The sequence below is a fragment of the Cupriavidus sp. GW823-FHT06D04 genome, assembly GCF_058795055.1.
On record NZ_JBXAHL010000004.1, the window covers coordinates 307,468 to 326,464 of the forward strand.

The following is an 18,997-nucleotide window of genomic DNA, read 5'->3' on the forward strand; positions in this document are numbered from 1 at the left end:
TTTCTGTGAATACACGATGTCTCCTTGCTTCCCGGGTTGCCGTTTATCTGGAGCTGCGCTCCGTCACGGTCTGCCGTCTGCGGTCTGGGTGGGTACGTTGCGGTACTGCCTGCCGGGGTTACGACGGTCGGGAATGTCTGGCGGGGATTCTGGGGGCGTTTCTCATCCTTGTCTCCTGTTGTCATCCCGGGTTGCCATGCGGCCCGTTACGGGGTCTCAGGCTTTCCGGTATCTCGTCGATTCACCATTAGTTAATTATGTTACCAAGGGTGTTTTGAGGTGAGTATAGAAACGGCTGGGAGCCAAGGCAACGGAAGATTTGTATCGCGTTGCAAAGCGTCCCGGCCGCCTCTTCCTTACTGCTGCGCTGGCTGTCCCGGGCGCGGCCCGCCCAGCGTTTCCACCACCGCATGCCCTGCCCGCCGGTTGCGCCACCAGCCCACCAGCGTCAGCCCCAGCCAGAAGCACTGGGTCAGGAACGAGGCCAGGTTGAAGGCGCCGGTCAGCGAGACCAGGATGCAGCTCGGCCCGATCACGTTGAGGACGACGGCCAGCCTGCCGGTCGGGGATTTGTGCAGGACCTGCACGGCAAAATGCGCGGCAACGTAGGCGGCAACGCCGACAAGTCCGGTCGCGTCGGTAAGACCCAGGGAGGCCATGGTGGTAGGAAGCGGTAAAACAGCGGTTGAAGATTGCCGTCAGAACGTCTTGGTCAGCGAGACCAGGAACGTGCTTTTCAGCGGGTTGGAAACGGAAGGGTTGCCGGACGAATCCAGCGCCCCGGTGGTGTACTTGTCGTAGACGTCGGTGCGCCCCCAGCCGCGGGTATAGGCGCCGGTCACGGTCCAGCCGCCCTCGAAGGCCTTGGACAATGCCACGCGCACGTCGCGGAAGCTGTAGGCGGAAAAGTTGCGCACGCGCTCCTGGCCGTAGTGCAGCAGCAGCGAGACGCCGTGGCCCAGGTCGAAGGTGCCGTTGATATCCAGGTAGCCCGAGCCGCGGCTGTGCAGGTCGTTGCCGGCGAGCAGCGAGGCGCTGTTGTAGCCAAAGTAGTCGGGCGTATAGGTCAGCCAGTACTTGACGTTGAACCACTTGTACGTCAGCGACGCGACGGCCTCGCCGTAGTTGTACCTGGTCTGCGCGTACTGCAGCTTCGCGCCCGGGTACAGGTAGTAGTAGACCTGCCCGGCATAGGTGAAATCGCCGACGGTGCCGGTGTAGCCGGCATACAGATCCCATTCGACGGTGCCGCCCTCGATGAACTTGTCGCTGATGCTCGACATCCACGTACCCGCGGAGAAGCCGCTGGGGTGGGCGTAGTCGATGCCGCCCTGCACCGCAGGCTTGCCCCAGGTCTGGCGGAAACCGCGCGATACGTATTGCGATGTCAGCGTCAGGTTGACGCTCAGCGGCGCGGGCGATGCGGCCTCGGCCGGCGGCACGGTAGCCGTGACCTGCGGCACCGGCGCCACGGCCAGCGTGGTTTCGGCCCCGGCACTCGTCTGCGCCTGCGCGGTCAGCGCCTGGCACAGCAGCAGGGGCAGGGCGCCTTGCAGGGCCCGTCTTGAAGCAAAGCATTTGCGCAGCATGGAAGTCTCCTCCTTGCAGCCGGTCTGCGTTTGTTCTGGGTAGCCGGCTTCGTGGTGTGGGTGCGCGGCGCCCGACCGGACGCACGCTGCCCGCCGGGGACCGAAGTCCCGGCAGCACATGCGTCGGTCAGGGGTTCTGGCGGGAAGCCCGCGCCGCTCCGCCTGGTCAGGCGGGCATCGGCATCGGCATTCGCGCAGTGGTGGCTGGCGGATGCCGCACCGCGTCTGCCTGCGACCCGCCGCGCGCGGTGGCGGCCTTGTAGTAAGGCGCCGTCGAGCGTTGCAGCGGTGCGCGTCCGCGGATCACGTCGGCCAGCTTCTCGGCCATCATGATGGTGGGTGCGTTCAGGTTGCCGGTGATGATCTTCGGCATGATCGAGGCATCGACCACGCGCAGACCCGACAGCCCGTGCACGCGGCCCTGGTTGTCGACCACCGCCATCGGGTCGGAGGCGTCGCCCATCTTGCAGGTGCAGGACGGGTGCAGCGCGGTCTCGGCATGCTCGCGCACGAAGGCGTCGATCTCGGCATCGCTCTGCACCATCATGCCGGGCTTGATCTCGCGGCCGCGGAACTGGTCCAGCGCCTGCTGGCCGATGATCTCGCGCGTCAGGCGCACTGCGGCGCGGAACTCGCGCCAGTCGACGTCATGCGCCATGTAGTTGAACAGCAGCCGCGGCTTCACGCGCGGGTCGCGGCTGGCCAGCTTGACAAAGCCGGTGCTGGGCGAGCGCATCGAGCCCACATGGCACTGGAAGCCATGCGACTGCACCGGGTTGCTGCCGTCGTAGTTCATCGCCAGCGGGATGAAGTGGTACTGCAGGTTGGGCCAGGCAAAGTCATCGCTGCTGCGGATAAAGCCGCCCGCCTCGAAGTGGTTGGAGGCCGCGGTGCCGGTGCCGCGCAGATACCATTCGATGCCGATCGCGGGCTTGTTCCACCACTTCAGCGCCGGGTACAGCGATACGGGTTTGGTGCATTCGTACTGCAGGTACATCTCGAGGTGGTCCTGCAGGTTCTCGCCGACGCCCTTCAGGTCTGCCACCGACTCGATGCCAAATGCGCGCAGCTCGTCCGCATTGCCCACGCCGGAGCGCAGCAGCAGTTGCGGCGAGGCGATCGCGCCATTGCTGACGATCACTTCGCGGCGCGCACAGGCTTCACGCACGTGGTCGCCCTGGACGTATGAGATGCCAGTGGCGCGCTGACCTGAGAACAGGATGCGGTCCGCCAGCGCACGCGTATGCACGGTCAGGTTGGGCCGGTCTTTCGCCTGGTCCAGGTAGGCCAGCGAGGTGCTGCAGCGGCGCCCGCGCGCGGTGGTGGTGCGGTCCATCGGACCGAAACCTTCCTGGCGATAGCCGTTCAGGTCCTGGGTCTGGCCATAGCCGGCCTGCTCGCCGGCCTTGATAAAGGCGCGGAACAGCGGGCTGATATCGGGCCTGGGCGTGGTCACGTGCAGCGGGCCGTTGCCGCCATGGTAGTCGTTGGCGCCCTTGTCGTAGGTCTCGGCCTTGCGGAAGTAGGGCAGGCAGTCGGCGTAGCTCCAGTTCTCCAGCGACTTGTTCTCTGCCCAGCCGTCGTAGTCCATGGCGTTGCCGCGGATATAGACCATGCCGTTGATCAGCGACGAACCGCCCAGCCCCTTGCCGCGGCCCTGCGTCATGCGTCGGTTGTTCATATGCGGCTCGGGCTCGGTCACATAGGCCCAGTTATAAGTCGTGCCCTGCAGCGGATACGCCAGCGCAGCCGGCATCTGGGTGCGCCAGTCCAGGCGCCAGTCCGGGCCGCCAGCTTCCAGCAGCAGCACCGAGACATCGGCATCCTCGGTCAGCCGCGCGGCCAGCACGCAGCCGGCCGAGCCCGCGCCGACGATGATGTAGTCGTACTCATGGATTGCCTGCATGGTGCAATCTCCTTGTTTGCGTGACGCCGTGCGTGGCAGCCCGGGGGTGGGTCCGCCGCGCACGCGATTACGAAGTCAGCTGCGCTCAGGCGCCAAACCAGCCCATCGCCTTGGGGGCCAGGTTGATATAGCTGTGCTTGAGTTCGGTGTACTCGTCCAGGCCGACGCGGGCCAGTTCGCGGCCGATGCCGCTCGCCTTGTAGCCGCCCCACGGCGCTTCCGGGAAGTACGGGTGGTAGTCGTTGACCCACACCGTGCCGAAGCGCAGGCCGCGCGACATCCGATTCGCCTTGTCCAGGTCGCGGGTCCAGACCGCGCCGGCCAGGCCGTACGGGGTGTCGTTGGCAGCACGCAGCACTTCCTCCTCGGAGCGGAAGCGCTCGGCCGTGATCACCGGCCCGAAAATTTCCTCCTTCGCAATCTTCATGTCGGCCGTCACGTCGGCCAGTAGCGTCGGTTCCAGCCAGTAGCCTTTCTTGAATACGTCGCCCGCCGGGCGCTTGCCGCCGTGGACCAGGCGTGCGCCCTCGGCGATGCCGGCCTGCACCATGCCCAGGATCTTCTCGTGCTGTTGCGCCGACTGCACCGGGCCCATCTGGGTCTCGCCGTGGAAGCCGTTGCCGATCACGATGCGCGGCAGGCGCTCGGCCAGCCGGCTGATGAATGCATCATAGATGCTGTCCTCGATCATCAGGCGCGAGCCGGCGGAGCAGACCTGCCCGGCGTGGAAAAACGCGGCGTTGAGCGCGTAATCGACCGCGGCGTCCAGGTCGGCATCGGCAAACACGATGTTCGGGTTCTTGCCGCCCAGCTCTAGACCGATGCGCTTGAAGTTGCCGGTGGCGGCCTTCATGATGCTTTCTCCGGCGTAGGCGCCGCCGGTGAAGGACACCAGGTCCACGTCCAGGCTCTCGGCCAGCTCGGCGCCCACTTCGGCGCCACCGGTCACCAGGTTGAACACGCCCGGCGGCAGGTCCAGCTCGGCCACCAGTTGCGTGAAGTGGTGCGTGGTCAGCGGCGTCAGGTTGCTGGGCTTGATCACCACGGTATTGCCGGCGCCCAGCGCGGGCGCGATCTTCCACGCCGCCTGCAGCAGGGGGTAATTCCACGGCGTGATCAGGCCGCATACGCCGACCGGCTCGCGCAGGGTGCGGCTGATCACATGGTGCGGCGCCTCGTTGACGGCGCCCGACTCGGATGCGACCAGCCCCGCGAAGTAGCGGAACGTGGCGGCGATATCGCCCATGTCGGTGCGGCTCTCGGTCAGCGTCTTGCCGGTATTGAGCGACTCCAGGTGGGCGAGCTTCTCTGCGTCGCGGTCGATCAGTTCGGCGATCTTGTTCAGCAGTTTGGCGCGGTCACGGATCGTCGTCTGGCGCCACGGGCCGTCGAAGGCCTTGCGCGCAGCGGCGATGGCCAGGCGCGCGTCGGCGCGGGTGGCTTCGGCGGCCTGGGCGATCACGGACTCGTCGGCCGGGCTCAGGATGGCGCGCGTGCCTTGGTCGATGGGCGACTGCCACTGGCCGTCGATATAGAGCTGGGTCTGGATCATTGCTGCGGTTCCGGTTCGGTAGTTCGTTTCAGGCGGCCAGGGCGTCGAGCACCATTTGCTGGAAGTGCTGCACGCCGTGCTCGCCGATGGCGGAGGTCTTGTCGTCGGTGACCAGCAGCGGGCCCTGCCCGTTGCGGTAGCCGCGCGACTTCAGGCCGCGCTGCACCGATTCGACGATGCTCAGGTCTTCGGGCTTGAGCACGTTCTTGTAGTACTCGATCAGCTGTTCCTGCTCGGCCGTGGGCGTGCTGTCGCGGAAGTAGAACTCGAAGTGCTGGATGGTGGTGTCGGCATCCACCGGGAACATGTAGAAGACGCCGTAGTTGCCGTCGCCCGGGAGCACGTTCAGCGTGACGTTGGGCCACAGCCAGTACGCGGCGAAGTCGGTGTTGGGGGCGTCGCTGTCATAGGTGAAGGCGTCGCTGCCCGAGCGGGTCTGGCCGACCTGGCTGGTGTAGAGTCCACGCACTTCGTGCTTGTAGGTCTCCATCCTGATCGACTCGACCAGCGCCGGGTGCGCGGTCTGGCAGTGCAGGCATTCCAGGTAGTTGTCGACCACCACCTTCCAGTTGGCCTTCATCTCGTAGCTGAGCTTGTGCGCCGGCACCAGCTTGTCGACATCCGGGCAGCGGGCGCGGATTTCGTCGTTCAGGCCGGCGGCCTGCTCGGCCAGCGGCTTCGCGTCCATGTCCAGGTTGACGAAGACCAGGCCGCAGAACTCTTCCACGCGCACCGGCGTCAGGCCCGCGTTGTCCTTGCAGAAGCCCGGCACGTTCTCGGCGTTGCGCACATGGATCAGCTTGCCGTCCAGGCCGAACGACCAGGCGTGGTAGGGGCAGGTGATCACGTTCTTGGCCTTGCCGGCGCCATCCGCAAACAGCTCATGGGCGCGGTGCGGGCAGACGTTGTAGAACGCGCGCAGCACGCCGTCGCGGCCGCACACGACGAACACGTTCTCGCCGGCCACTTTCACCGTGGCGTACTGGTTGTTCTCGGCCACCTGGCTCTTGTGCATCACGCACACCCAGCTGCGCGCGAAGATCGTCTTCTTCTCCTGCTCGAAGACTTCCTGCGAGGTGTAGTAGTCGGCCGGCAGCGTGTAGGCCAGCGGCGGGGTGGTGCCGCAGACGGGGGCGGTGGTGTCTTGCATGGGGTTGTCTCCTCGTTGGTCTCGGTGCTTTATCGATTTACTAACAGTAAATTAAATTACTATCGGTGATGTGGGATGAAGTCTAGTGAGGAGCGCGGGGGTGCTGCAATTCAAAAAACCGATGAAAATGATCTACTTGATGGTTAATGGCTATCAATTCGCGCGATTTTCGGTGATGGTGTAAGGTTCGAGTTACTCAATTCACCATCGGTTGAAAAAAAGTGGAGGGGATGCCCATGACGGAAGACACTTTTGCCACGCGCCTGAAGGGGGTGCTGGAAGGCAAAAGGATCATGCTCAAGCAGGTGGCAGAGGCGCTGTCGGTGTCGCCGTCGGCCGTGCACAAGTGGACCCGTGGCGGCGAGATCGAATACGAGCGGCTGCTCGCGCTGGCGCGCTTCCTGGGTGTCAACTGGCTGTGGCTGCGCTACGGCGAGCAGGCCATCGCCGACCTGGAGACCAGTATCGCCTCTGACCCGCACATCAAGGAACTGCGCCAGAAGCACCTGGCGGAGATCATGGAGAGCGAGGCGCGCATGAAGTTCGCGCAGGAGGTGTCTGGCATCGTCACGTGGGAATGGAACGTGCTGACCGATGGCCTGACCTACTCGTCCAACGACGTCACGCTGTTCGGCCGCCATATCCGCAACATGGACGACTTCTGGGCCTGCGTGCACCCGGCCGACGTTGCGCGCCTGCGCGAGGTGCTGGCGCGCACGCTGGGCGCGCAGGAGATGCACGAGTGGGAGTTCCGCGTCGTGCATGAGGACACCACGCGCTGGATCTCGTCGCGGGCCACGCTGGTGCGCGATTTCGACCAGCGCCCGGTCAAGATGATCGGCGTCAGCCTGGACATCACCGAGCGGCGACGCGCCGAGGCCGCGCTGCGCCAGAACGAGGCGCTGCTGGCCAAGGCGCAGGAGATTGCCCACCTGGGCGGCTGGTACTGGAATATCCAGACCGACGACTGCGCCTGGACCGACGAGGCCTACCGCATCTTCGGCTGGGCCCCGCAGGCGTTCAAGGTGACCATGGAGCGCTACCTGGCGTCGATCGTCGAGGAGGACCGCGCCCGCGTGCAGGCCGCCATCCGCGCGGCCATCGTCGACAAGGCGCCATACAGTGTCGACTACCGCATCCAGCTGCCCGACGGCAGCCATCGCGACATCCATGAGGAAGGCGAGGTCACGCTGGACGAGCACGGCAACGCCCTGACCATGGTCGGCGCCTCGCAGGATGTCACCGGGCCGGCAGCGCCGCCGGCAACCGGCGGCGGCAAGACCCCGCGCAAGCGTGCGGCGGACAAGCCACGCACAGCAGCCTGACAGCGCCAGTGGGCGGCATGCATTGCCGCCCCATTTTCTTTGGTGCGCCCAGCATGGGCGCACTCCCGTGGGTGCAAGTCCCACCGTAAGTTGATCACAGCGAACGAAGTGAAGCGCAACTGCGTGAGGGTAACCGAGCGTGGGGAGGAAGCGTGGAGCGAAGCTGCGAGCCGAGGGACACGAACCGGATAGAAGGCGGTGCCGACCAGGACGAGCGGGCCAATAACCGCGAAGTTCTCGTGATCAAGGGGCGGCGACGTAAATCCGGCGGTTGTGCAGTGAAGGAGTGCGGTCTTACTTGGGGACGCCCCGCCTTGCGCCTGAAAGGGCGACGGCGTCGAGCCGGAGCGGGGTCTCAGCAGAGGTCATAGTAGTCGGAGGTAGCGCCGGGAAGGCTCGAGTCCGCCGACGAAGGACCGAACGAGAGGGAGTGTTTGAAGCCGTGTCGATGCAACAGGCATTGCGTCAGAAGCCCGCGCGAGCGGGGCGAGCGAGGGGAACGGACGGTGAAGCCGGCCGGGAACGCGCCTGCGACGAAGCCTGCGGCCCGCGACGCGAACCGGAGAGCACAGGGTCGGCGCTGCTGACAGCGGCGCTGACGCGAGAGAACCTGAAGCAGGCGTTCAGGCGGGTCCGACGCAACAAAGGCGCCGCTGGCGTGGATGGTCTGGATATTGATCAGACCGCTCGCTATCTGGTGTCGGCGTGGCCGGAGATTCGCCAGCAACTGCTCAAGGGGACGTACCGGCCCAGTCCGGTACGGCGGGTAACGATTCCGAAGCCGGACGGAGGCGAGCGCGAGCTTGGTATCCCGACGGTGACGGATCGATTGATCCAGCAGGCGCTGCTGGTGCTGCAGCCGATTCTGGACCCTACCTTTAGCGAGCATAGCTACGGCTTCCGGCCCGGCAGGCGTGCGCATGACGCGGTGCTAGCCGCCCAGTCGTACGTGCAATCGGGTCGGCGAGTCGTGGTGGACGTGGACTTGGAAAAGTTCTTTGACCGGGTCAACCACGACATCCTGATTGACCGTCTACAGAAGCGCATCGAGGATCCCGGAGTCATCCGTCTGATCCGGGCGTATCTGAACAGCGGGCTGATGGATGGCGGGGTGGTGCTGCAACGGAACGAGGGCACGCCGCAGGGCGGTCCCCTGTCGCCGTTGCTGGCCAATGTGCTGCTCGATGAGGTGGACAAGGAGTTGGAGCGCCGAGGCCATTGCTTCGTGCGCTACGCCGACGATGCGAACGTGTACGTGCGCAGTCAGCGGGCGGGCGAGCGGGTGATGGCGCTGTTGCGGCGGTTGTACGGCAACCTGCGTCTGAAGGTCAACGAGGCAAAGAGCGCGGTGGCAAGCGCGTTCGGCCGCAAATTCCTCGGCTACAGCTTCTGGGTGGCTGCAGGGCGTGTGGTCAAGCGCAAAGTGGCAATTAAGCCGCTGCTGACGTTCAAACAACGCATCCGCGAACTGACCCGCCGCTCCGGCGGGCGAAGTCTACAGGTAGTGGTGGATCGGCTGCGGCCCTACGTTCTAGGTTGGAAGGCCTACTTCCGGTTGGCCCAAACGCCCAAGGTCTGGCGTGAGCTAGACCAATGGATCCGTCACCGGATGCGGGCCATTCAGCTCAAGCACTGGAAACGTGGCGCGACTATCTACCGGGAGCTGCGGGCCCTAGGCGCGGCGCCCGCGATTGCCCATCGGGTGGCGGCGAACAGCCGTCGCTGGTGGCGCAACAGTGACGGCGCGCTGAATCGGGTGCTGGACATCGACTACTTCGACCGGCTGGGCCTCCCCCGCCTCGCCTAACCTCAACCTCTCGAACCGCCCGGTGCGGACCCGCATGCCGGGTGGTAATGGTATGGACGCCCCCGTCCGAAACGGCATCGATGTGCCAAAGTGGTAAGTGCTTCGAAGCTCAACCATCATCGAAGGAGGCGTCATCATGAACGTTACTACAGTCGGCATTGACTTGGCCAAGAACATCTTCCAGGTCCACGGTGTGAACGAGCATGGCAAGCCAGTATTGACGAAGCAACTAAGACGTCACCAGATGCCCACATTCTTTGCAAAACTTCCGCCCTGCGTGATTGGCATGGAAGCCTGCGCCAGCGCCCACTTCTGGGCACGCAAGCTGCAGGGGTTCGGACATACGGTACGGCTCATGGCACCTCAATTCGTCAAGCCCTATGTGAAGACGAACAAGAACGACGTTGCCGATGCGGAGGCTATTTGTGAGGCGGTGGCACGGCCGAACATGCGATTTGTGCCCGTCAAAAACATCGACCAACAGGCGGTTCTTGCACTACATCGTGCCCGTCAAGGGTTCGTTCGCGCTCGTACTGCGCAGGCCAACCAGATCCGCGGGTTGCTCGGGGAATTCGGTCTCGTAATCCCGCGGGGGATCACAAACATCGCCCAGCACGTGCCGGCGCTCATCGAAGATGCCAGCAACGAACTGCCGGGCTCGTTCCGCTTGTTGGTCCAGCGCTTGATCGATCATCTAAAGGAACTCGATCGACAGGTGGAAGAGCTCGAGACCCAGATCAAAGCTTGGCATCGCGCCAATGACGCCAGCCGGAGGCTGGCAGAGATTCCCGGGATCGGCCCGATCACGGCCAGTGCGCTTGTTGCTTCGATCGGGGATGGCAAGTGCTTCAGCAACGCTCGGCAATTGGCTGCGTGGCTAGGCTTGGTGCCGAGGCAGCATTCGAGCGGAGGTAAGCCGCTGCTGCTCGGCATTACCAAGCGCGGTGACACGTACTTGCGCACGCTAATGGTCCACGGAGCACGAGCCGTCGTTCGTTACGCCACAAACAAAAACGACGCGTTCTCTGGCTGGCTCCGTCGGCTGTTGGTAAGACGCCACAAGAACATCGCCGTGGTGGCGGTGGCCAACAGGAATGCGCGAGTCGCCTGGGCACTGCTCACGCAAGACCGTACGTTCCGATCGGATTACGCATCGTCTTAGAGGAGGTCGCGTAATCCGATCGGTCTAGCAAAAGAACGTTCCCCCCAGGAGGTTGCTCGGGCAGTCACGACGTGATGGCAAGATAGGTTGGACCGGGATCGGAATACTCTGCCCTGTCACAGGCGCTTCGAGCGCGAGGTGGTGATTAGAGCCCGATCAGCAGATTCCATCAGGGACAAAGGCGCCATAGTCGCCTTCTCAACAGTCCGGATGTATGGCCGCAATCTCAATCATCGACCCCATCGCCAATGAAGGCCTGACAAAACGGGGGCGTCCATGTGTGTGGCAGGGGCGCAGCCACGATGGCTGCCCCCTATGCCGATTGGCGGGGCGCCCCGACAGCTGTAACGACTGTTTCATTGGGGTTCGGGGCCGTTGCGGCAAGGACTTTCGTGCCTGCGCCGCATCGTGGGTGTTTCATTTCCGAGCCTTAAGGAACAAATGTTGCATTGACTCGGATCATGCCCCTATACTGCAAACGCGTAGCCGGGGCCTACCCAGGTACTGGACGGGATATCGAGATGCAAGTGCAAAGGCAGCAGCAAAAGCGACGGTTCATGGCCACCCTGTTATGGCTGGGCGCCGCGGGCCTGGCTGGGCCGGCAGTGGCGGACAGCTATCCGTCGCGCCCGATCCGCCTGGTGGTGCCGTCCGCGGCGGGCGGCAGTCCCGACGTGCTGATGCGCGCACTGGGCGCCGAAGTCGGCAAGTCGCTGGGCCAGTCGTTTGTGATCGACAACAAGCCCGGCGCCTCGGGCGTGATCGGAATCTCAGAACTGGAACGCGCCGCGCCTGACGGCTACACGCTGGGCTACGCCAACAACGTGACGCTGTCGATCAACAAGAGCACCTTCCGCAAGCTGCCGTACCGGCCCGATGCCTTCATGCCGGTGGTGCTGCTGTTCAAGGTGCCGAACGTGATCGCGGTGAAGCCGGATATGCCGGTGAAGACCATTGCCGAGCTCGTGGCCTATGTGAAGGCCAATCCGGACAAGGTCACCTATGCCTCGCCGGGCCAGGGCACGTCCGGCCACCTGACCGGCCAGCTGCTCGCGGACAAGGCGGGGCTCGCCTGGACGCACGTCGGCTACAAGGGCAGCCCGCAGGCCGCCACCGATGTGATGCGCGGCCAGGTCAATGTGCTGATCGACAACATGCCGACCATCCTGCCGCTGATCAAGGCCGGCAAGCTCAAGCCGCTGGCGGTGACCAGCCTGGCGCGTTCGCCGCTGCTGCCGGCGCTGCCCACCATCGCGGAGTCCGGCGTGCCGGGTTTCGAAGGGGTGGCCTGGGGCGGCCTGGTGGCGCCGCAAGGCACGCCGGCCGACGTGGTGGGCAAGCTCAACGGCGCCTTCAACCGCGCGCTGGCGGATCCGGCCATCAAGGACAAGTTCGCCGCGCTCGGTGCCGAAACGGTCGGCGGCAGGCTGCAGGCGCTGGCCGGCTATGCCGCGCGTGAAACCGACAAGTGGGCGCCCGTGGTCAGGCAGGCCGGCATCACGCCGCAGTAACGCCCGCCGAAGAGACAAGGATTTGACGATGGCATCGCAACCCGCCGCGCCCCGGCGCGCCGACCTGATCTTCCGCAACGCCACGGTGGTGGACGGCACGGGCGCAGCCCGCCGCGTGGCCGATGTTGCCGTCGCGGGCGACCGTATCATCGCCGTGGGCGACTGCGGCGACATGGCCGCGGACCAGACCGTGGACGCAGCCGGCCGCGTGCTGGCACCGGGCTTTATCGATGCCCACACGCACGACGACGGCTACCTGCTGGTGCATCGGGACATGACCCCCAAGGTGTCGCAGGGCATCACCACCGTGGTGACCGGCAATTGCGGCATCAGCGTGGCGCCGCTGGTCAGCAGCGCGCCGCCGCAGCCGCTGGACCTGCTGGGGCCGCCCGCGCTGTTCCGCTTCGATACCTTCGCGCAGTGGCTCGACGCGCTGCGCGCGACGCCGGCCAATGTCAACGTGGTGCCGCTGCTCGGGAATTCGACGTTGCGCGTGCGCGCGATGCCGCAACTGGACCGGCCCGCCAATGAGGCGGAAGTCGCCGCGATGCGCGACGAGGTCAGGCTGGCGATGGAGGCGGGCGCCTTCGGTGTGTCGACCGGCACGTTCTATCCGCCCGCGGCAGCCGCCACCGAAGCCGAGATCATCGCCGTGTGCGAGCCGGTCCGCACCCACGGCGGCCTCTATTCCACGCACCTGCGCGACGAGACCGACGACATCGTGCCGTCGATCGAAGAAGCGCTGCGCATCGGCCGCGCGCTCGACTGCCCGGTGGTGTTCTCGCACCACAAGGTGGCGGGCAAGCGCAATCACGGCCGCTCGGTCGAAACCCTCGGGCTGCTGGCTGACGCCGCGCGCCTGCAGCCGCTGTGCCTGGACTGCCATCCCTATCCCGCGACCTCGACCATGTTGCGGCTGGACCGCGTGCGCCAGTCCACGCGCACCATGATCACCTGGTCCACCGGCTACCCGGCCGCGGGCGGCCGCGACTTCCACGAGCTGATGCAGGAGCTTGGCCTGGACGAGGACGCGCTGCTGGCAAAGCTGCGTCCCGCGGCGGCGTTCTACTTCATCATGGATGAGCGCGACGTCGAGCGGATCGCGCAGTTTCCGCTGACCATCTTCGGCTCCGACGGCCTGCCGTTCGACCCGCGCCCGCATCCGCGCCAGTGGGGCACCTTCCCGCGCATCCTGGCGCGCATGGTGCGCGAAGACCAGCTGATGACGCTGGAAACCGCGATCCACAAGATGTCCGGACTGGCCGCGCAGCAATACGGGCTGGCAGACCGCGGCCAGATCGTGCCGGGTGCGTTTGCCGACCTGGTGCTGTTCGATGCGGACCGCGTGCAGGACCGCGCCACCTTTGAAGACCCGCTGCAGCTGAGCACTGGCATCCACGGCGTCTGGGTCAATGGCGCCCGGGTCTGGGAACAGTCCGCGCAGGCGGACAGCGAGGGCAGCGCACTGCCCGCCTTCTCCGGCCGTGTGCTGCAGCGCCGCCCCACCGAAAACACTTCCGTCCGCCGCTGACGCGCGGCCAGGCACCACCAACACACCATCATGACCCACGTATTCCATCGCAATCCGCGCCAGAAGCTGCCCGTTGCCGTTGCCGGGCAGGGCATCGAACTGATCGACAGCGAAGGCCGGCGCTATCTGGACGCTTCCGGCGGCGCTGCCGTGTCGTGCCTGGGGCACGGCCATCCGCGCGTGATCGAGGCGATCAAGGCGCAACTCGACAACATCGCCTACGCGCATACCTCGTTCTTCACCACCGAGGTGTCGGAGACCCTGGCTGACACGCTCGTGCAAGCGGCGCCGGGCGACCTGGACCATGTCTACTTCGTCTCGGGCGGCTCCGAAGCGGTGGAGTCGGCGCTGAAGCTGGCGCGCCAGTATTTTGTCGAAGTGGGGCAGTCCAGCCGCCGCCACTTCGTCGCGCGCCGCCAGAGCTACCACGGCAACACCCTGGGCGCGCTGGCCATCGGCGGCAACGCCTGGCGGCGCGAGCCCTTCCTGCCGCTGCTGGTGCCGGCGCACCACGTGTCGCCGTGCTATGCCTACCGCGACCAGCAGGCCGGCGAGACCGACGCGCAGTACGCACAGCGCCTGGCCGACGAGCTGGAAGCCAAGATCCTGGAACTGGGCCCCGACACCGTGGCCGCCTTCGTCGCCGAAACCGTAGTGGGTGCCACCGCCGGCGCGGTGCCGCCGGTGGGTGACTACCTGAAGCGCATCCGCGCCGTGTGCGACAAGTACGGCGTGCTGCTGATCCTGGATGAAGTGATGTCAGGCATGGGCCGTACCGGCTACCTGTTCGCGTGCGAAGAGGATGGCGTGGTGCCCGATATCGTCACCATCGCCAAGGGCCTGGGTGCCGGCTACCAGCCGATCGGCGCGATGCTGTCGACGCGCCGGATCTACGACGCCATCGTCGGCGGCAGCGGCTTCTTCCAGCATGGCCACACCTATATTGGCCATGCCACGGCCTGCGCCGCGGCGCTGGCGGTGCAGCGAACCATCGCCGAAGACAACTTGCTGGCCAACGTGCTGGCGCGCGGCGAGCAACTGCGGGCACGGCTGCGCGAGGCGCTGGGCGATCATCCCAACCTGGGCGATATCCGTGGACGCGGCTTGATCGTCGGCGTGGAATTCGTGGCCGACCGCGATAGCAAGGCCACGCTTGATCCGGCGCTGAAGACGCATGCACGCCTGAAAGCCGCCGCCGTGCAGAACGGCCTGCTGGTCTATCCGATGGGGGGGACGGTCGACGGCGTGCATGGCGACCACGTGCTGTTCGCACCACCGTTTATTTGCACGCCGCAGGATATCGACAGGATTGTCGAGCGCTTTGCGGCGGCGGTGCAGGCGGTGCTGCCGGCTAGTGTGACGGCCTAAGTCACTGAAGACGTCAGCTTGCCGCTGGTTTTCTCCCCTCTCCCGCTTGCGGGAGAGGGGCAGGGCGTGAGGGTGGGCACTGGCATACCATCGGCTGTACTTCGTGGAGACTCCCGCCCTCACCCCAACCCTCTCCCGCAAGCGGGAGAGGGAGCACACAAGCGGTTAGCGGGCCATGGCGGCAGCGGCAGCGCTGCCCACATCAGCCGAACGCAGCAACCTGCCTGAATGCGCCATGCCCCGGCGCTTGTGCTGACACCGGTTCCGCATCCAGCTTGAACTCGCCCACCACGCGCTGCAGCTCGGTGGCCTGGCCCGCCAGTTCGTGCGACGCACTGGCCGCCTGCTCCACCAGCGCCGCATTCTGCTGCGTCACGGTATCCATCTGCGCCACCGCCTCGTTGACCTGCGCGATGCCGGCGCTTTGCTGTTCAGATGCCGCCGTAATCTCGCCTAGCAGCCCGGTCACGCTGGCCACTGCCTGAACGATCTCCTGCATGGTCTCTCCGGCCTGGCCCACCAGTGCCGAGCCGCTGTCCACCTGCTGCACCGAATCGTCGATCAGCTGCTTGATCTCCCGCGCCGCCGACGCACTGCGTTGCGCCAGCGTGCGCACCTCGCCCGCCACCACGGCAAAGCCACGGCCCTGCTCGCCCGCGCGCGCTGCTTCCACCGCGGCGTTCAGCGCCAGGATATTGGTCTGGAAGGCAATGCCTTCGATCACTTCGATGATGTCCGTGACCTTGCGCGAGCTGGCGCTGATCGCCGACATGGTCTGCACCACATTGCCCACCACTTCGCCACCGCGCGCGGCGATGCCCGATGCGGTTGCCGCCAGCCCGTTGGCGGCGCGGGCGCGTTCGGTGTTCTGCTGCACCATCGAGGTCAGCTCCCCCATGCTGGACGCCGTCTCTTCCAGCGCCGCCGCCTGCTCTTCCGTGCGCTGCGACAGGTCGGTATTGCCCGCGGCAATCTGGTGCGAAGCGGTGGTGATCGAATCAGTGGAAGCGCGGATGCGTGTCACCAGGTCGGTCAGCATGTCTTCCATCTCGCCCAGGCCGCCCAGCAGCCGGCCAAACTCGCCGCCGCGCTCGGTGTCGAACTCCTGGCTGAGGTCACCCGCCGCCACGGTTTCGGCGATGTAGACGGCCTCGGACAACGGCGCCTCGATGCTGCGCGCCAGAGCCCAGACCGCGCCCACCGCCAGGCATAGCCCACCCACGCCCAGCGCGATCAGCAGTTGCCGCGCATCGGCCGCATCCTGCATCCGCGGCAAGGCCACCGCGATCCCGATCGCCATCAGCGACCACATGGCGCCAAACGCCGCGCCCAGGCGTATGCGAATCCCCAGGTTCTGCATGTCTCTCTCCCGTTTCCACCTCAGAAGTGCAGGCACCGGCGTGCCGGCTGCCTGTCTTGCCAATGTCTTCGCTGGCCAACTCTTGTTTAACGGCCGGGACGGTGCGGTCTTTAGCGGTTTCCTGGGCAAGCCGGCCTATGCCGCCGCCGCGTAGTCCGTATACCCCCGCGCATCTCCGCCAAACAAGCTCTGGCTGTCAAAACCAGCCAGCGGCAGGCCGGCTGTAAAGCGTGCCGGCAGATCCGGGTTGGCGACAAAGGGGCGCCCGAACGCGACCAGGTCGGCCAGCCCCTGGCCCAGGATGCGTTCGGCGCGGGCCTGGTCATACTTGCCGGCCACGATCACGCGTCCCTTGTAGGCGGCGCGCAGCGCATGGCGGAAGTCTTCGGGGATGTGCGGCGCGTCGTCCCAGTCCGCTTCCGCCAGGTGGATATAGGCGACGCCGGCGGCGTCGAGCCGCTGCGCCAGCTGCAGGATGGTCGGAATGATCTCCGGGCAGTCCATGTTGCGCTGGGTGATGAAGGGCGCAAGGCGGATGCCGGTGCGGTCGGCGCCGGCTGCGCCGGCGACGGCGGCGACCACTTCCTCGGCAAAGCGGATGCGGTTGGCGATGGCGCCGCCGTAGCCGTCGTTGCGGTGGTTGGAGGTGGTGCGCAGGAACTGGTCGACCAGGTAGCCGTTGGCACCGTGGATTTCCACGCCGTCAAAGCCGGCGCGCATGGCGTTGGCGGCGCCGCGGCGGAAGTCTTCAATCACGGCGCGGATATCGGCCCCGGTCATGGCGCGCGGCACCGGGCAGTCGACCATGCGGCCGACGCCGTCTTCACCGACGACCCAGACCTGCGCGTCGGGCGACAGCGACGACGGCGCCACCGGCAGTCCGTCGGCATGGAAGCTGGCATGCGACATCCGGCCGACGTGCCACAGTTGCAGCACGATGCGTCCGCCGGCACGGTGCACCGCATCGCTGACGCCGCGCCAGCCCTGCACCTGCGCTTCGCTATGGATGCCGGGCGTGAAGCTGTAGCCCTGGCCCTGGGGCGAGACCTGGGTGGCCTCGGTGACGATCAGGCCGGCGCTGGCGCGCTGGGCGTAGTAGGACGCCATCAGCGCATTGGGCACGTTTCCGGGCTGGCTGGTGCGGGCGCGGGTCATCGGTGCCATCACCATGCGGTTGGGCAGCGAGAGCGGGCCGAGGAGCAGGGGGCTGAACAGCTTTGGGGCGGTCATGGTTGGGTTCCTCGTGGGTGCAGGGTGTCGATGCGTCATCGTCCCACTGGCCTTCTCTTTGAAAAACCCCGCATCATTTGCTGCGGCTATCAATTAAAATTTGAAGATCACAGCCATCCGGGAACAACCGATGAAGGCCCTGCAAGACCTGGATATCTTCGTGCGCACCGCCGACAGCGGCAGCCTGTCGGCCGCCGCGCGGGCGCTGGACCTGACCCCGGCCGCCGCCAGCGCTGCGCTCAAGCGGCTGGAGGCGGAACTGGGCGTCCAGCTGTTCGTGCGCTCCACCCGCACCATGCGCCTGACGCAGGCGGGTGAACTGCTGCTGGCACAAGGCCGGCCGGCGCTGGACGCGTTGCAGCAGGTCGGCCAGCAGCTGGCCACCGGCGTGCAAGCCTTCCGCGGGGCGCTGAAGCTGTCGGCAACCTCGGATTTCGGCCGCAACCTGCTGCTGCCGTGGCTCGATGCCTTCCAGGCCCGGCACCCACAGGTGGAGATCCGTCTGCATCTGACTGACCGCATCGCCAATATCTACAGCGATCCGGTGGACGCGGCGTTCCGCTATGGCGAGCCGCCGGACTCCAACCTGGTCGCCTTGCCGGTGGCGCCTGACAACCGCCGCGTGCTGTGCGCGTCGCCGCAATACCTGGCACAGCACGGCACCCCGGACACGCCGCAGGCGCTGTCGGAGCACAACTGCCTGTGCTACATGCTCGGCGACGAGGTGCATGACCGCTGGCGCTTCTGGCGCCATGGCACCGATGCCGTCACGGTGCGCGTGCGGGCCTTCAATGTTTCCAACGACGGCGACGCGGTGCACCGCTGGGCGCTGCTCGGCAAGGGGATCGCGTACAAGGCCTATTTCGATATGGCCGAGGACCTGGCCGAAGGGCGCTTGCAGGCGCTGTGCACGGACTGGGGCACCGAGGCGTCGCCGCTGTACATGGTGGTGCCGGGGCGGCGGCAGGTGACGCCGCTGCTGCGGGCGCTGCGGGATTTCGTGGCGGAGCGGACGGCGGAGCTGGCGGCGCTCGTTGCCCGATAAGGTGGGGGTGTGCGGCAGTGGCGGCATGCCTTGCTCTGGACGAACGATCCCGCCGTGGTATGTTCTGCCCGTCGCGCGGCCTTCGGGGCCGCAACCCGCCCACCGGACCGCATGAACCAACCCATCGACACCGCCGACGACGATTTCGTCGACAACTACACCCCGGCCCTGCTGGCCCAGGCCAGCCAGCTGATCTCGGGGGAATTCCACGTGATCGTGCAAGCCAATGGTTTCACCATCTCAGACTGGCGCGTCCTGTCCACGCTGTCCGGCGGCAAGCCAATCAGCATCGGGGAACTGGCGCAGGTCTCGGTGACCAAGCAGCCCACCGTGACGCGCCTGCTCGACCGCATGGAGGCGCAGGGCTACGTCAAGCGCATCCCACACGAGACCGACCGGCGCATCACGCTGGTGCGCATCACGCCGCGCGGGCAGAAGCTGACCTCCACCCTGATCGCACA

At 66.1% G+C, this 18,997-nt stretch carries 15 protein-coding genes; 8 read left to right on the forward strand and 7 right to left on the reverse strand.

Going from position 1 to position 18,997, the window contains the following annotated elements; genetic code table 11:
• Positions 1-356: 356 nt before the first annotated feature.
• The 5 genes from AC1Q7H_RS09380 to AC1Q7H_RS09400 all read right to left on the reverse strand — a co-directional run bounded on the left by AC1Q7H_RS09380 (position 357) and on the right by AC1Q7H_RS09400 (position 6,197).
• On the reverse strand, positions 357-659 hold the full coding sequence (locus tag AC1Q7H_RS09380) for a CBU_0592 family membrane protein (protein ID WP_013953723.1): 303 nt from the start codon (positions 657-659) through the stop codon (positions 357-359).
• 39 nt (positions 660-698) lie between these two features.
• The gene (locus AC1Q7H_RS09385; RefSeq protein WP_211979391.1) at positions 699-1,589 is read right to left on the reverse strand and encodes a TorF family putative porin; all 891 of its coding nucleotides are present in this window, start codon (positions 1,587-1,589) and stop codon (positions 699-701) included.
• A gap of 166 nt (positions 1,590-1,755) precedes the next feature.
• Entirely contained in the window at positions 1,756-3,495 is a 1,740-nt protein-coding gene (gene betA / locus AC1Q7H_RS09390) for a choline dehydrogenase (RefSeq protein WP_211979390.1), read from the reverse strand.
• Between the two features lie 85 nt (positions 3,496-3,580).
• On the reverse strand, positions 3,581-5,047 hold the full coding sequence (locus AC1Q7H_RS09395; protein WP_153953319.1) for an aldehyde dehydrogenase family protein: 1,467 nt from the start codon (positions 5,045-5,047) through the stop codon (positions 3,581-3,583).
• 28 nt (positions 5,048-5,075) lie between these two features.
• Positions 5,076-6,197 (reverse strand): aromatic ring-hydroxylating oxygenase subunit alpha, encoded by a 1,122-nt coding sequence (locus tag AC1Q7H_RS09400; RefSeq protein WP_211979389.1) that lies wholly within the window; start codon positions 6,195-6,197, stop codon positions 5,076-5,078.
• Between the two features lie 236 nt (positions 6,198-6,433).
• Between AC1Q7H_RS09400 and AC1Q7H_RS09405 the strand changes: the two genes are divergently transcribed.
• The 6 genes from AC1Q7H_RS09405 (at position 6,434) to AC1Q7H_RS09430 (ending at position 14,901) form a co-directional block, all read left to right on the forward strand.
• Complete coding sequence (locus AC1Q7H_RS09405; RefSeq protein WP_013953718.1) at positions 6,434-7,522, forward strand: helix-turn-helix domain-containing protein; 1,089 nt, start codon at positions 6,434-6,436, stop codon at positions 7,520-7,522.
• A 442-nt stretch (positions 7,523-7,964) separates the two neighbouring features.
• The gene (gene ltrA / locus AC1Q7H_RS09410; RefSeq protein WP_492381142.1) at positions 7,965-9,329 is read left to right on the forward strand and encodes a group II intron reverse transcriptase/maturase; all 1,365 of its coding nucleotides are present in this window, start codon (positions 7,965-7,967) and stop codon (positions 9,327-9,329) included.
• Between the two features lie 136 nt (positions 9,330-9,465).
• A complete protein-coding gene (locus tag AC1Q7H_RS09415; RefSeq protein WP_492381138.1) occupies positions 9,466-10,491 on the forward strand; it encodes an IS110 family RNA-guided transposase in 1,026 nt (341 codons plus the stop codon).
• 557 nt (positions 10,492-11,048) lie between these two features.
• A complete protein-coding gene (locus AC1Q7H_RS09420; protein ID WP_492381139.1) occupies positions 11,049-12,002 on the forward strand; it encodes a Bug family tripartite tricarboxylate transporter substrate binding protein in 954 nt (317 codons plus the stop codon).
• Positions 12,003-12,030: 28 nt separating this feature from the next.
• Entirely contained in the window at positions 12,031-13,533 is a 1,503-nt protein-coding gene (locus tag AC1Q7H_RS09425; protein ID WP_211979386.1) for an N-acyl-D-amino-acid deacylase family protein, read from the forward strand.
• Positions 13,534-13,563: 30 nt separating this feature from the next.
• Positions 13,564-14,901: an aspartate aminotransferase family protein gene (locus AC1Q7H_RS09430; protein ID WP_013953715.1), complete on the forward strand. Its 1,338-nt coding sequence runs from the start codon at positions 13,564-13,566 to the stop codon at positions 14,899-14,901.
• A gap of 202 nt (positions 14,902-15,103) precedes the next feature.
• Here AC1Q7H_RS09430 and AC1Q7H_RS09435 read toward each other — a convergent pair whose 3' ends face one another.
• Positions 15,104-16,261, reverse strand: coding sequence for a methyl-accepting chemotaxis protein (locus AC1Q7H_RS09435; protein WP_013953714.1), 1,158 nt, complete (start codon positions 16,259-16,261; stop codon positions 15,104-15,106).
• 135 nt (positions 16,262-16,396) lie between these two features.
• On the reverse strand, positions 16,397-17,491 hold the full coding sequence (locus AC1Q7H_RS09440) for an alkene reductase (RefSeq protein WP_153953321.1): 1,095 nt from the start codon (positions 17,489-17,491) through the stop codon (positions 16,397-16,399).
• Between the two features lie 130 nt (positions 17,492-17,621).
• On the opposite strand from AC1Q7H_RS09440, the gene AC1Q7H_RS09445 reads away from it, so the two are divergent.
• Both AC1Q7H_RS09445 and AC1Q7H_RS09450 read left to right on the forward strand, forming a co-directional pair.
• Complete coding sequence (locus tag AC1Q7H_RS09445) at positions 17,622-18,536, forward strand: LysR family transcriptional regulator (protein WP_013953712.1); 915 nt, start codon at positions 17,622-17,624, stop codon at positions 18,534-18,536.
• Positions 18,537-18,647: 111 nt separating this feature from the next.
• Positions 18,648-18,997: MarR family winged helix-turn-helix transcriptional regulator (locus AC1Q7H_RS09450; protein ID WP_492381140.1), on the forward strand; the 350-nt coding region annotated here is incomplete at its 3' end.